Origin of the sequence: uncultured Sunxiuqinia sp. (assembly GCF_963974515.1) — a bacterium.
Taxonomy (GTDB): Bacteria; Bacteroidota; Bacteroidia; order Bacteroidales; family Prolixibacteraceae; genus Sunxiuqinia.
Genome location: NZ_CAXBDD010000087.1, coordinates 1 through 16,140 on the forward strand (window position 1 = coordinate 1; position 16,140 = coordinate 16,140).

8 protein-coding genes are annotated in these 16,140 nt (G+C 42.1%); 6 read left to right on the forward strand and 2 right to left on the reverse strand.

The features are described from left to right. Positions 1-119: 119 nt before the first annotated feature. Positions 120-3,056, forward strand: coding sequence for a DEAD/DEAH box helicase (locus tag AAC033_RS15030; RefSeq protein ID WP_339739566.1), 2,937 nt, complete (start codon positions 120-122; stop codon positions 3,054-3,056). A gap of 105 nt (positions 3,057-3,161) precedes the next feature. Continuing rightward, positions 3,162-5,291, forward strand: a complete 2,130-nt coding sequence (locus tag AAC033_RS15035) for a DPP IV N-terminal domain-containing protein (RefSeq protein ID WP_339739568.1) — start codon at positions 3,162-3,164, stop codon at positions 5,289-5,291. Between the two features lie 3 nt (positions 5,292-5,294). Here the strand turns inward: AAC033_RS15035 and AAC033_RS15040 are convergent, their stop codons facing one another. Beyond that, positions 5,295-6,896, reverse strand: coding sequence for a hypothetical protein (locus tag AAC033_RS15040; protein WP_339739570.1), 1,602 nt, complete (start codon positions 6,894-6,896; stop codon positions 5,295-5,297). Between the two features lie 473 nt (positions 6,897-7,369). Here AAC033_RS15040 and AAC033_RS15045 point away from each other — a divergent pair, with 473 nt between their 5' ends. From AAC033_RS15045 to AAC033_RS15060, 4 genes are all read left to right on the forward strand, one after another. Further along, on the forward strand, positions 7,370-8,107 hold the full coding sequence (locus AAC033_RS15045; protein WP_339739572.1) for a TonB family protein: 738 nt from the start codon (positions 7,370-7,372) through the stop codon (positions 8,105-8,107). Between the two features lie 496 nt (positions 8,108-8,603). Next, a complete protein-coding gene (locus AAC033_RS15050) occupies positions 8,604-9,188 on the forward strand; it encodes a sigma-70 family RNA polymerase sigma factor (protein ID WP_339739574.1) in 585 nt (194 codons plus the stop codon). Between the two features lie 417 nt (positions 9,189-9,605). Next, positions 9,606-11,144 (forward strand): tetratricopeptide repeat protein, encoded by a 1,539-nt coding sequence (locus AAC033_RS15055; protein WP_339739576.1) that lies wholly within the window; start codon positions 9,606-9,608, stop codon positions 11,142-11,144. 712 nt (positions 11,145-11,856) lie between these two features. Then, entirely contained in the window at positions 11,857-13,395 is a 1,539-nt protein-coding gene (locus AAC033_RS15060) for a tetratricopeptide repeat protein (RefSeq protein WP_339739576.1), read from the forward strand. A 252-nt stretch (positions 13,396-13,647) separates the two neighbouring features. Here the strand turns inward: AAC033_RS15060 and AAC033_RS15065 are convergent. Then, positions 13,648-16,140: CHAT domain-containing protein (locus AAC033_RS15065; RefSeq protein ID WP_339739578.1), on the reverse strand; the 2,493-nt coding region annotated here is incomplete at its 5' end.

Genomic DNA, 16,140 nt, shown 5'->3' on the forward strand with positions numbered 1-16,140 from the left:
TTATTGTAAAATTTGAATGAAAAGCAATCGGTTGATTCAAAACTTCAATTATATTTGAGGTTCGGTTTTTTCAAGCGTTAGCTTGTTTACCGCTCATTTTTTCAATCAGGTTTTTATTCATGGCACAGGAATTAATTATCGGGCTAACTGAACATCGAACATTTGGCAATCTGTTTCAAGCTTTTTTAATCGAAAAGAAGGTCTCGTTTTACAGCATTATGAAACTAGTCAAGTTGCACGACCTGGACGGATTAAACCTGACCGAACAGGAAAAAGAACTGGTGAAACTGACCAACCAGTACAGCGACGAAACCTTGGTGAAGAAATTTTCGAAACAAAAAGAAGCCGGAAAATTTTTTCAGCAGCTTGACCAAACACTGTTCCACGAGCACATCAGCCCCTACATTGACCGGCACATGCGAAGAATAGCCCTTGTACTCATGCAGCAAAACACGCGACTATTTTTTAAGCAAGCCAAATACTCCAACCTGTATGACGAAGACCAGATTGAAGTACCCAACCTGTTTTCGAAAGCCACCTTTTGTTTTGAACGAACCAACGAAGGCACCCGGTATTCGCTTGAAATAAAACACAAGGATCAGCCCATCAAAATTCTGCACAAAAAGCTGACGGTGGTTACCAGCCAGCCTTGTAGCTTTGTTTGGCAAAACAAGTTGTTCCTTTTCCAACACATCAGTGCCAAAAAGCTGACTCCCTTTTTAGAGAAAGAAGTCATTGCCATTCCCAAAGCGGTAGAAGAAAAGTACTTCCAGAGCTTTGTGCTAAACATTGTCAAAAACTACCCGGTGCGGGCTTCCGGTTTTTCCATTGAAGAGCGAACCAGCGACAAACAGGCGCTCTTGTCATTGGAGCCCAACCTGAAATTAGAAGCGGTTTTTCTTCCCAAGTTCAGGTACGGCCAAACAGAATACCTTCCCAACAGCAAATCGTCGGTGTTTGTGGTGCTCGATAAAACAGACGACAATTACGCTTTCAAAAAGTACGTCCGCGATCAGCAATGGGAAACCGATTTGCTGAATGTACTGAAGCAACTGGGACTGGAAGAAAGAAACGGCCACTTCCATCCTAGAGGCGCTGAATTGCTTGACACTACCGACCGACTATTTGAATTGCTGACTTGGATCAACAGAAACAAAAGACGTTTGCAAGAAGCCGGTTTCGAGCTGCAGCAAAACCAGTTTGAAAAGCGATATTCTACTGAAACACAAGACTTGCAAGTGGAGATAAAAACCAAAGAGGATTGGTTTGATATTTATGCGAAAGTCCGCTTTGGTGATTACGAAATTCCGTTCATCAAACTGAAACGAAATATTTTAAGTGGCATTCGCGAATTTGAATTGCCCAACGGCGAAGTGGCCATTTTGCCCAAAGAATGGTTTGCCGAATACGAAGATCTTCTCCCTTTTGTGAAGCAAGACGGGAACACCATGAAACTCAAAAAGTACCACTACCAACTCCTTAAAAAGCAGCTGCGTGGCATCGATAAAAGTTTTTTTCAGCGGTTGGATAAAATCAGTGAATCTGCTTCAGAGCCGGTTGCCGTGCCAGCCAACATTCAGGCCAAACTGCGAGCCTACCAGGAAGAAGGTTTTTCGTGGATGTACCGTCTGTATGAGCACCAGTTTGGCGGCTGCCTGGCCGACGACATGGGCCTAGGGAAAACGCTGCAAACCCTAACCTTGCTGCTGAAACTAAAACGGTTGAAGAAACAAATCATCGTTCCGGACATTCGGTCGAACGATCGTCAATTGTCTATGTTTTCTGCCCTCCCCGTACCAGAGCACGAATCTTTGCAAGCCGCCACACTCATTGTGATGCCCACGTCGTTGATTCACAACTGGGAGAACGAAATACGGAAGTTCACGCCCTCGCTGAAAGCCTACAAATATGTTGGTGTGCAACGAAAAAAATCGCTCGACCTGAAAGGCATCATTTCTTATTACGACATTATTTTAACTACCTACGGTACCATTCGTAACGACTACGAGCTGCTAAAAGATCAAGAGTTTTTTTACCTGATTTTGGATGAAAGCCAGAACATTAAAAACTCCGGCTCCAAAACTTACCAAACTATTACCAAGCTAAAAGCCAAATACAGGCTGGTGTTGACCGGGACTCCCATTGAAAATTCGCTGTCGGATCTGTGGTCACAAATCAATTTTTTGAATAAAGGTTTGCTGGGCAACCAGGCTTATTTTAAGCGCGAATTTATTACGCCCATCGAAAAAAAGAACGATCCCGAAAAGCAAAGCAAGCTGCAAACTCTTATCCGCCCGTTTGTGCTACGACGCAAAAAAGAAGAAGTGGCCCGCGACTTGCCGCCACTGACCGAGCAAATCCGTTATTGCGGTATGTCGAAAGAACAGCAAACGACCTATGAAAAAGAGAAGTCAATTATTCGCAACAATATTTTGAAAAATATCGAACAGGAAGGAATGAAAAAGTCGGCCATTGTTGTTTTACAGGGGCTGACCAAACTTCGCCAACTGGCCAACCACCCCTCCATGCTGAATGACGACGATGAAGCTGAATCGGGCAAGTTTGACGAAATCTTTCGCAGCCTGAAAAGTTTAATGGCTGAAAACCATAAAGTGCTGATTTTCTCTTCCTTCGTCAAACATCTGGGATTGTTGAAACAGAAAATTGAATCGGAAAAGTGGAAATATTCGATATTGACCGGCCAAACCACCAAACGCGAACAGGTGATTAAAAATTTTCAGGAAGACCCCGAGAATCGGATTTTCCTGATCTCGCTAAAAGCTGGTGGCGTTGGACTCAATCTCACCTCGGCCGACTACGTGTTTATTATAGACCCTTGGTGGAACCCGGCAGCCGAAAACCAAGCCATTAACCGGGCGCACCGCATTGGACAAGACAAGAAAGTGTTTGTTTACCGTTTCATCACCGAAGGCTCCATTGAGGAGAAAATCCAATTATTGAAAGAGCGTAAATCTTCGCTTGCCGAGAAATTTGTCAACTCCAACAACCCATTCCTGGAAATTACCCAAAAAGAAATTATCAGCCTCCTGAGTTAATTTTACCTCCAGTTTGTAATAAAACGAACCATGAACAAACTCATGATCAAAAAAGTAAAAAAGTGGTAGTTTCGCCGCTGCTTAAATTTGAAAAAAATTCTATCGATGAAAATAGTCCATTTTACCATTTTATTTTGCCTGCTCTCCACCTTGGCTTTTGCGCAAAAGAAGTCATTGACTCTCGAAGATGCCGTATTGGGGAAGTCTGGCCACCTGCGTGTTGAAAAACCGCTAGGACTGGCCTGGAGAAACAACAAGCACTTTGTTCGGGTAGAGAACGATACACTTTTTCAATATACTGTCAGCAAAGCCCCCAAAGAAGTTCTGCTCACAAAAAAAGATTTGGACCAAGCTGCATCGCTGAATGGGAAACTGACCTATTCAAGTTTTCCTGACTTTTCCTTTGTCAATGAAAATACGATCCGCTTCCGGAAGCATCAACAGCTCATTCTTTTCAATTTGGAGACTAAGCAGATTGAACTTCATCTTGAAATTCCGGACAACGCTGAAAACCTCGATTTTTGCGAAGCAAGCAGAACTGCTGCCTACACCAACGGGCAAAACCTGTTTGTTTTGAATGAAAATGGCGAAAAGCAAATCACCTTCGACAGCGCTGAAGGCATTGTGAACGGACAGTACGTTCACCGGCGCGAATTTGGAATTACCAAAGGAACTTTCTGGTCGTCAACCGGGAGAAAGTTGGCCTTTTACCGCAAAGATGAAAGCATGGTTAAAGATTATCCGCTGGTGGATTACATGACTCGACAAGCTGAACTCGCGCCAGTGAAATACCCTATGGCCGGGATGACCAGCCACCAGGTGACGCTCGGCATTTATGATCTGGAAACCGGCAAAACCAACTTTTTGAATACCGGCGAGCCCGATGATCATTATCTGACCAATATCAGCTGGGATCTGCAAGATAAGTATATTTACCTGGCCGAACTCAATCGTGGCCAAGATCATATGCAACTCAATCAATACGAGGCAGCTACAGGAAAGAAAACAAAAACACTGTTCGAAGAAAAAAGCAAAACTTATGTGGAGCCGCAGCATCCACTAGTTTTCTCAAAGAAAAATCCGGAGCAATTTTATTACTTGTCGCGAAAGGATGGCTGGTTTCACCTGTATTTGTATGACACCGATGGCAAGCAACTTAACCAAATTACGAAAGGCAATTGGGAAGTCACCGAATTTTACGGAACCGACGACCAATTCGTCTATATTCAGGCAACAAAGGAAAGCCCTGTTGAACGCCACTTGTACCGGGTGAAAATATCCAACGGTGAAATGACCCAAATCGATGGCGATGCCGGGACCCACAGCGGTAAATTTTCTCCAGACAAAAAAATGGTTATCGACAGCTGGGAAGCGTGCGATGTTCCGCATCAAACTTACTTGCGGTCAGTAAGCGGGGAATTGATTCAAACCCTTCATACTGCCACGGACCCTGCATCAGAATATGAATTTGGCAAGAATGAAATTTTCACAATCAAAGCTGACGATAACAAAACCGATTTGTTTTGCCGGATGATTTTGCCGCCTGGTTTCGATTCGAAAAAAAAATACCCGGCCATTATCTACGTTTATGGCGGCCCACACCTTCAACTGATCAACAACTCCTGGCACTACGATGTCAACTGGTGGCACTATTACATGGCGCAAAACGGCTATATTCTATTTACAGTCGACAGCCGTGGATCAGCCAACCGCGGAGCAGCTTTTGAAAATATTATCCACCGGAATTTAGGCCTTGCCGAGACTGCCGACCAAGTAAAAGGCGCTGAGTATTTAAGAAACCTTCCGTATGTTGATGCCAACAGAATTGGGGTTCATGGCTGGAGTTACGGAGGGTTTATGACGCTGAACCTTATGTTGCGCCATCCCGAGACTTTTAAAGTCGGAGTTTCCGGCGGACCGGTTGTCGATTGGAGTATGTACGAAGTGATGTATGGTGAACGCTATATGGATGCGCCACAGGAAAATCCAAAAGGCTACCAGGAATCCAATATGATCAATCACGTCGACAAACTAAAGGGAAAGCTGATGATTATTCACGGAACACAAGATGAAACGGTGGTTATGCAACACAGCATGCAATTCTTACGCGAATGTGTCCGACAAAACAAAGCGGTTGACTTTTTTGCTTACCCAACCCATGAGCACAACGTGAGCGGCAAGGATCGTCTTCATCTGATGCAAAAGATTAGTCAATATTTTTTCGATTATTTGTAATCCTTATTCAAACCGGAGAACATCGGGTCTTCGAGGTTGAAAGCTGTAAAACTGTGTTTTGGTTCGCTCGGTAAAATCACCTCCAAAACCACCAACATCAGCCGGGTGATTAGGAAACCAGGATAGTCGTAACTGCAAGGTCTGGAAAACCAGGTTTTCATTTCGAATACGGACCCCAGCTCCAATCCCGGCGTAATAATCTTCATTGAATATCAAATGTTTGTTCGAACCGATGATGCCAAGATCGACAAAACCAAAAAAGGCAAAATTGAAATCGAGCACATGCTTGGGGGGAAACAAAACTGATTCAAAGCTCATAACCAAACGCTGTTTGCCTAGTGCCGTTCGACTTCTAAACCCCCGAATTCCGTTATCGCGATATAAGGAGAGGCTCTCCACATCAAAACGACTCAACCCTAAAACATAGTTCAGTTTAAAAAACTGCCGAAATCCCTTGTTTCCAACCGTGTAAAGTCGAGAAATATAGTCCGCATTCACTTCGATTTGTCCTTGCTCAAACTGCTGTGAATGAAAGAATCCACCGATTCCGGCCGAAGCATGAAAAAATGAGGGTTTATACCGAATGAAGTTTCCGGAGGAGAAATACAAATGAGAATACCAACGTTTGTTGAATTCATTATCGTCATACCCAATCACCCACTCGTGCAAAAAACCCTTGGGAATATCTTCGGTTATTCCGAAGCTATAAATCAGGTGATCGCGAAAGTAGGATCGCTTGGACAAACTTAAGCTTGCCAGGTAAAATTTTGAATTCGCAAAATATTGATTATTCATGGGGTCAGGCTCCGGACGCTTAAAAAAATCGTAAAGCCTCATCCGTCCCGACAACACAAGTTGTTTATTCCGATAAGGAATGCCTTCGTACAACTGAAAGGAATAGCCACCCCACAAATCCCTGTAGCGGTAATCCAATTCAAAATCAATCACGATGGGAACATCTTCAATCAAGCGATCTGCCCTTTCCCAACGCGAAAAAGTCAAGCCTCCACCCCACTTGGTCGTTGAACGCAGAAATTCTTTATCAAACACCAATGTAACACCTTCTCTTCGGTAGGTATTCGCGTATCCAATGGAGAGATTCACAAAATTACCTCCAATGTTATTAATGCTGTAGAATCCTTCGAATCCAACATAGGGCACTTCTTCGGCATGCCCCACAATGGCTGCCGATATTTGATGTCCGGCTCCCCACATATTCTGGTTATACATTTCCAGAGTGGCGGCCTGCAATCCGTTAATATTTCCCCCTACTCCAAAAGAAAAAACATCTTTGGTAAGAACTGCCACGTGAACATGTTCCGGGTTCAACGAGTCCTGATCAACCCAAAAACGAACATCTTTTATAAACGGAAGCCGTCGAATGATCCGTTCATTGTCCAGCAAATACTCAACATTAAGCGTGTCTCCCGGCTGCACCAAGATATTTTTCCAAATAATCCGCTCATTCGTTTGGGTATGAAGTTTATTGGCCATTTGCCCCAGCCAGCTATGGCTGGCTCTGGCCGTATCGGCAAACGATGGCCCGATAATATCGAGCTGACGAACTTTCACAGAGGCGATGGTTTTACCTTCCAGCTCACTCATCCGTAAAAGCTCCTTTTCTATCTGCAGCTGATTTGCATTTCCCTCTCCAGAGACGAGGTTGTCATATACCAGTCGGGTAATCCGACTACGATATGCTTTGTGCCTTAGGCTATCATAAAACTGTTCAGACGTAGAAGGACTATTAAAAACAGAATCTCTGTTTTGTTCCTGTGCATGCAAATTGCTTACCTGCAAACACAATACAAATACTATTATCACTTTTAACTGCCGCTTCACGGAATCTAATTTTTAGCCATGTTCCTTGCAATAACAAACGGTAAAAACATTCAATTGATTATCTTAACAAGCAACTAGCGATCATGTCGACTGAAACCACATGATAACATTGCCATTAAATTACATTAAAAAATGACATTGCGCTAAACTCCGAAATTTATTTAGATAAAAGTTTCGAATTCAAATTTCAAATTCAGAAGCCATTTAAGGCCTATTTGTTATTAACTTTGTCGGGCATGTCAAAAATTAAGGAGCTATACAAACAAAATATATACGGCATCATTGGAACGCTGATATTCCATATCTTGCTGGTCGGTAGTTTTATGCTTGCTGAAATGAACCTCAAAGGTGAGGTCAAGGAGGAACCTATCATTCTTGATTTCACAGATCCGGAAGACATTGAAGAACCCAATTTTGAAGAAATTGCGGAAGAACAGGAAGAAGAAAATACACCTTCCAATCAAAACGAGTTGGAGCAAACAACATCAAGAAGCAACCGAGCGGTTAATGATGCGCCAGCAAAAGACCCGTTTTTTGATGCGGATTATCAACGGGAAATTGCTGAAGCTCAAAAACTGGTCTCCGATGTCAACAAGCAGCTCTCAAAAGAAGTGAAAGACCTTGAAGAATTTGCCATGCCCGAAGAAACCACAGAGGGAATGGACCCTGACTCCATAAAAAACACGATCTATTCCGGCGAAAGCAACATCCACTATTTTCTTGAAAACCGCTATCACCTTCGGCTCCCCATTCCTGTCTACCTTGCTCAGGGAGGAGGATTGGTCGTTGTTGATATTGTAGTAAACCGACGGGGGCGAGTGATTCAGGCAGAAGTCAGGAACAGCTCGGAGTTGAAAGATCCCATGCTCGAAATCTATGCGCTCCAAGCAGCTCAACGAACCGTTTTCAACACCGACGAGTCGGCTCCGTCCCAGCAAAAAGGAACGATTTCCTATACTTTCGTCGCTCAATAATTTCTTTTCATAGGAAAAAACAATTATTTAACAACAATTAACAGATTTTTAACTCACGTTAATGCTTTAAAGCATATCTTTGTAGTACGTTTTTTTTCATAAGTTTAGGTTTAGTTAGGTTAGTTAGTTTAGTGAGAAAAGGTAGGCCAGAGGGTCTACCTTTTTAATTTTACACTTCCCAATTGCCACTTACTTCATCCGAAAAGATGATCCCAAGAACACAACTACCATCCAACAATTCGATTCCGAGTCAAACTATTTTAAACCAGCCCAGTTTATTGAGTCAGCTAATTTTGTATTTTTGCTATTAATATCAACACACATCTTAATTCAGGTAGAAAAATTGGAATCAAATCCATGCGAGCAGTTCATTTGCTTTTTCAACAATTTATAGACATATTTAACACGTAAATGAATGTTTCACGAAGCAGAAGTAAATTTGCTACAACCAAATAAGATCGGCGCTGGTATTTTTATAAAGAATTAAATAGAGACAATGATTAACTACACGAACGAAGAACTTCTTCATGGGATTCTTAGAAACGACAATTTAATTCTACAGTATATTTACAAGAATTACTTTTATAAGATTAATTTCTTTATAAAAAAGAATAGCGGGGATGATGAAGATTCAAACGACATCTTTCAGGAAGCGATTATTATTATTTATCGGAAACTAAAGGCCAACGACCTGATTCTCGATTGTACATTCGAAACCTACATTTATTCAGTCTGCCGCTTCCTGTGGTTAAAGCAACTTGAGAAACGAAAAAATGAAAAGGAAAGAATCCAGGACAACCACGAGTTTAACGAAGAAATTTACGATCGTAGCTTCGAAGAAACGGCAGACTTGAACGAAAAATATAAACTTTACCAAAAACACTTCAAAAACTTAGGCAAAGACTGCCAAAAGATTCTTCAACTCTTTTTTGACAAAGTTCCTTTGAAGCAAATCGCTCAGGTTATGGGCTATCAAAGTGAAAAATACGCGAAAAAACGTAAATACAAATGCAAAGAGTACCTGGTAAAAAGCATCAAGCAAGACATCGAATATAAAAAGATCCTGGAAGATAATGCCTAAGCAAGCACATAACCACTGATTCAGATACAACTATAAAATAAATTCCACTCAGGGGTTACCTTTTGCCCAATTTGGGAATAAAGAAGTGAAAATGATAAAATACACGAACCAGTAATTTTTAACGAAATTCTGGCGGCTTCTAATTCTCAGGTAATTCTACAAGAACATTTGAATTGCAAGGTTTCGGCGATCAAAACCAGCGGCAATCTGCTACTCCGTTTTGAAACAGCCTTAAATCCAAACTTGCAATACAGCTCAAAAAAAACTTTAACAAACCTTGTGTAATTTGATTTCATTGGATATCAAAGAAAAAAAAAAATTAGTCCTGAAAAGGCTATTTGTGCGTAGAAGCACATAAAAGCCAACCAAGAAAATTAAAACGTAGAAGAGGATATTGAAATAATAAATTTTTGAAAGATGATACGCAAAAATAATATCGAATTAATTGATCAGTACCTTAGCGGAGAGTTGACCGGCGATGCGCTAAGCGAATTCAATGCTGAACTGGCTTACAATCCAGAATTGGCCGAAGAAATCAGGCTGCAGGAGGAAATCCGCGAAGCCGTGCAGGAAACTGACATTATCAACCTGCGGAACAACCTGCAGAACATCATCAGCCAGGAGCAAAATGCGGCTAAAGAAGTGCGCATGAGCAAGGAAGAACAAGCATACAGCTTTGAGCTTTCGGAAGAATTATCATCTTTCAAGGAATTCAGCCAACCGGTCAACATCAACGATTTAATCAGCATGAGCCAGAGCCTGCCCAAAATACACCTGGCCCAACACAACATGGCTGCCAAAGAAAATATCCACCACTTTTACAAAGAACAACAGGCACAGGAAGCTGCTGCAGACGAAGAATTTTCCTTAACGCCGATGGACGAAGCCATATTCGACGATGTTCAGGCAGCCCTGAATGAGAAAGACATCCAGGATTTAAGAGCAAACCTGCAGCAAATTGCGGCAAACATTCCTGCACACCAAAGAACACCCCAGGAAATCGAACAATACAACAGCAACGAGCTGGATGAAAGCCTGATGGCTGACTTCGAACAGGAACTCATGCTTAGCAAAGATCTGGAAAAAGACATTGAGTTGTATAAAGATATCGATCGGGCTGCAGGAGAAACAGACATCATGGATCTCCGGGCAAGCCTCCAGGCTATTCAGCATACCGAGGCATCAACAGCCCAAAAGATGGAAGAAATTGACCAGTACCTGAACAACGAGCTGAACGACGAAAAGTTGGCTTCGTTTGAAGCAGAACTGGCCGCAAACCCCGACCTGGAGAACGAGCTGAACCTGGTTGCCGAAATTGACACAGCCATTGGCGAAGCCGACATCATGGATTTGCGGGCCAAACTAGGTACTATCAGCAAGGAAATCAACGGCGAAGAAAAACAAAAACGCTCCTTCGCAACTCGCATCAACACTTCCAGGGTTGCCATAGCAACAATAGCGGCCTCGCTCGTGCTGATTTTGAGTATTGCCGGACTGCTCAGTAAAAACAGTCCATCGAGCGATGCTGAACTGTACAGCCAATATTACCAGCCTTACGAAACAACGGGGATTTTCCGTTCAGGCGATGCCCTGATCGACAGCAAGCTGACCAAAGCGCTGCACCAGTTCAACGATCAGGATTACCAGGCCGCCATCGGTTTGTTTGACCAGGTGCTCGAAATTGATCCAAACAACCCAGTCAGTAACTTTTACTCCGGCATAGCCTACCAGCAAACCGGGCAGACCCAAAAAGCGCTTATCTCGTACCAAAACGTGATAAAAGACCGTGACAACCTCTTTATCGAACAGGCACAATGGTACATCGGACTGTGCTACCTGCAAGACGAAAACAGGAAAAAAGCATATCGGCAGTTCACCAAAATTGCCAACAGCGATAGTTTTTACCAGGAAAAAGCATCAGCTATCCTGAGAAAAATAAAATACCTGGAGAAATAGCGGCAAAGCAGATGAAAGCAAATAAAGACAACAATAAAAAACTAAAATTTGTTAGCAAAAAAATGAACCCGTAATACTTTTAATCCTTAGTTCCTTAGTTCAATGTTCCTTAGTTCAAACGTTCATTTTTTTTTAAGTATTCAAAATGATATTCCTTATTATCCTGAATGTTCACGGAATCAAATTCTGAATACGTTCCTTTAGCATATGAAGTTTTAAAGAGAATAATGGTGAAAGAAAAGCCCGGATTGGTTAATCCCGGGCTTTCTTTTTGCGGTAAATCTGCCCCATAAAAAAAGACACAAAACACTAATAATGAATACATTTTAAAATAAAATAAAAATCAGGGGTTACCTTTTGCCCAATTTGGGAATAAAGAAGTGAAAATGATAAAATACACGAACCAGTAATTTTTAACGAAATTCTGGCGGCTTCTAATTCTCAGGTAATTCTACAAGAACATTTGAATTGCAAGGTTTCGGCGATCAAAACCAGCGGCAATCTGCTACTCCGTTTTGAAACAGCCTTAAATCCAAACTTGCAATACAGCTCAAAAAAAACTTTAACAAACCTTGTGTAATTTGATTTCATTGGATATCAAAGAAAAAAAAAAATTAGTCCTGAAAAGGCTATTTGTGCGTAGAAGCACATAAAAGCCAACCAAGAAAATTAAAACGTAGAAGAGGATATTGAAATAATAAATTTTTGAAAGATGATACGCAAAAATAATATCGAATTAATTGATCAGTACCTTAGCGGAGAGTTGACCGGCGATGCGCTAAGCGAATTCAATGCTGAACTGGCTTACAATCCAGAATTGGCCGAAGAAATCAGGCTGCAGGAGGAAATCCGCGAAGCCGTGCAGGAAACTGACATTATCAACCTGCGGAACAACCTGCAGAACATCATCAGCCAGGAGCAAAATGCGGCTAAAGAAGTGCGCATGAGCAAGGAAGAACAAGCATACAGCTTTGAGCTTTCGGAAGAATTATCATCTTTCAAGGAATTCAGCCAACCGGTCAACATCAACGATTTAATCAGCATGAGCCAGAGCCTGCCCAAAATACACCTGGCCCAACACAACATGGCTGCCAAAGAAAATATCCACCACTTTTACAAAGAACAACAGGCACAGGAAGCTGCTGCAGACGAAGAATTTTCCTTAACGCCGATGGACGAAGCCATATTCGACGATGTTCAGGCAGCCCTGAATGAGAAAGACATCCAGGATTTAAGAGCAAACCTGCAGCAAATTGCGGCAAACATTCCTGCACACCAAAGAACACCCCAGGAAATCGAACAATACAACAGCAACGAGCTGGATGAAAGCCTGATGGCTGACTTCGAACAGGAACTCATGCTTAGCAAAGATCTGGAAAAAGACATTGAGTTGTATAAAGATATCGATCGGGCTGCAGGAGAAACAGACATCATGGATCTCCGGGCAAGCCTCCAGGCTATTCAGCATACCGAGGCATCAACAGCCCAAAAGATGGAAGAAATTGACCAGTACCTGAACAACGAGCTGAACGACGAAAAGTTGGCTTCGTTTGAAGCAGAACTGGCCGCAAACCCCGACCTGGAGAACGAGCTGAACCTGGTTGCCGAAATTGACACAGCCATTGGCGAAGCCGACATCATGGATTTGCGGGCCAAACTAGGTACTATCAGCAAGGAAATCAACGGCGAAGAAAAACAAAAACGCTCCTTCGCAACTCGCATCAACACTTCCAGGGTTGCCATAGCAACAATAGCGGCCTCGCTCGTGCTGATTTTGAGTATTGCCGGACTGCTCAGTAAAAACAGTCCATCGAGCGATGCTGAACTGTACAGCCAATATTACCAGCCTTACGAAACAACGGGGATTTTCCGTTCAGGCGATGCCCTGATCGACAGCAAGCTGACCAAAGCGCTGCACCAGTTCAACGATCAGGATTACCAGGCCGCCATCGGTTTGTTTGACCAGGTGCTCGAAATTGATCCAAACAACCCAGTCAGTAACTTTTACTCCGGCATAGCCTACCAGCAAACCGGGCAGACCCAAAAAGCGCTTATCTCGTACCAAAACGTGATAAAAGACCGTGACAACCTCTTTATCGAACAGGCACAATGGTACATCGGACTGTGCTACCTGCAAGACGAAAACAGGAAAAAAGCATATCGGCAGTTCACCAAAATTGCCAACAGCGATAGTTTTTACCAGGAAAAAGCATCAGCTATCCTGAGAAAAATAAAATACCTGGAGAAATAGCGGCAAAGCAGATGAAAGCAAATAAAGACAACAATAAAAAACTAAAATTTGTTAGCAAAAAAATGAACCCGTAATACTTTTAATCCTTAGTTCCTTAGTTCAATGTTCCTTAGTTCAAACGTTCATTTTTTTTTAAGTATTCAAAATGATATTCCTTATTATCCTGAATGTTCACGGAATCAAATTCTGAATACGTTCCTTTAGCATATGAAGTTTTAAAGAGAATAATGGTGAAAGAAAAGCCCGGATTGGTTAATCCCGGGCTTTCTTTTTGCGGTAAATCTGATCCAGAAAGAGGAAGATAATCACACCAAAAATAATCAGCACGAAGTAAATATCTTTACTTTTAAAAATCGGCTCAGGGTTTCCAACAACCACATATCCAAGCCAATAATGAGGGTGAGCTTTCAGCGGATCGGCATTTTGAATGTGCTCCAGCTTCGCTGATCGCAAAGCTTCATTCTTACTTTTTCCCTTCGACAAAAATTTATAAAAATCTTTCATAATATGGGCACCCGACTCATCCTCCACTTCCCACAAAGTCATGACAATGGAGGGACAGCCAGCATACAAAAATCCGCGAGCCAAACTCATCACACCCTCTCCTTTTTGCAACCTACCACTTCCTGTATTACAAGCACTTAAAACAGCCATGCGCGCTTTTAAGTCCATGGTATAAATTTCGTTTGTATTCAACCAGCCATCTTCAGCATTACCCAAGCCTGGCTTTGAAAAGGCCAATTTCGAATACATCGGCAGCGTATCATTGATCAGCGTGTGCATAGCCAAATGTAAGATATCGTATTCTGAGGCTGCGCTTTTAAACTGCGACTCCTGGGCCGCAGCATCTTTATAGATATCGCCGGAAACATATTCCCCAATAAAATCAACCTCTTTACTTACAGCAGGCAACGGAAGCAAACCAGCCCGATACTCAGAAATCTCCGTGTAATCCCGATCATCATTCAGGTAGCTGGGAGCAAAAGCCAGCAAATCTTTTTCAGCAAGCTTGGCTTTATCAAAATAATTGTAAAGCAAAGTCGCAGAATAGGTATAGCTGATCGAATAATCCTGCACCAAATACGGCAGCGTCCTAAAATTCATCTTGCTTGTATCCGGCATCTGCGATAGCAAAGCATCAAAAGGAATGTAAGCTAACTTATCATCCGGGACTACAACCAAATCCCTGTTTTCCAACACCATTCGATCGGACTCCAACAATACCTGATATAGCCGATAGGCCGAGGTAACATATCCCTTATATTCCTCTATGCCGGTAAACAAGTATTTTGAGCTTGTTAAAAACTGGTACACCGACTCAATATTGGCAACAAAAGTCGAATCAATCGTTTCTCTGGTGAAACGCAAATCACTGTCGGTAATGATAAACTTAAAAATCTGTCCATCGCGAAGCTGATCGTTTGGCTCTTCAACTAAATACTCGACCACTGCAGTTTTCCTATTAATCCTACTCTGAATCGACTCAACTCCAACCACTTCATTCCTGTATTTAAAGGAATAATAGTTCGGAAAGGAATCCTCGAAAAGCTGCACCAACTGCTCATATTCTTCTCCCAATTGAAATATTTTGGAATTGAACAGTTCAATCCGAACCGAATCTGGCTCTGAATTCTGATTCTCCTCAAAAAGCATTTCCTTATAGCTCGAAATATTCATTTTCAGATAGTCTTCCCTATTCAACAAACTGTCAGGAATTCCTCCAAATTTCTTCGCTCTCGAATCCTTAATTGAGGCTAAAAAGCTGGCCGACTTACTTTTTTCGGCAAGTTCAAATCCCTTGTGAGCATACGCCAAATCGTTGGTTTGCTGGTAAAGCTTGTACGTAACACCAACAGCCGACATAAAGGTAGACTCTTGATTTTCAGACAGAAAAAACTGACTGTCTTCAGAAACAAAGCCTGTTCGGATTTGATGGATCAACTCAACTGCCTTCTCAATTGTTCCTAAAGCAATCGTGTAATTGGCTATCGCATCCTGCTTATCCGAAGCCGACAAATCCAGATCAGCTAAATTTTCCAGGCAGTAGGCTTTTTTCTTTAGTACTTCCAACAGCTGGATCTCTGAGATTTCTTGACCTAGCTCCGGATTGACAGAAAAATCGACAACGGAAAACCCATCCGTACCGGCAAGCAAGCCCTTTTGATAATAATCAAGCGCTGTTAACAAATCCTCTTTTCGCTTCGAATAAAAATCGGTCAATCCACTTGCTTCCGAACTCCGCTGAAGGTAATAATCAGCAAAATTCACCATCACATCACTGTATTGCAAACTTTTCGTGGTAAAGAATCTTCCGACCAAGACTTCCGATAACTTTACATATTTCAAGGCCTCATCATATTCTCCAACCGATAATAAAAAGGATGTGTAATCCGAATATTCCAAGCCTAAATCGTAGCTGCTTTCACCTTTTAATTGAATAAGAATATCAAAGGTTTTCTGATAGTAATTTTTAGTCATCGCCACATTGCCAAGCTCACTGTAAATACGAGCTAAAAGACTATAATAGAAGGACTTTGACTCATCATCAACCCGATTGACATTAACCAAACTTGTTTGAATTGCCTCATTATACTCCTTCAACAAATACAGGTTTTCAGCAATATTATATTCTGCTGTGACTATCGCATCCACATACCTTTTTGGATCACTAGCAAATACCCGCAAAGCCGCCTTTTGATACTCCTGGTTCTTTAAATAATCTCCTTTCAGTTTATATACGGTTCC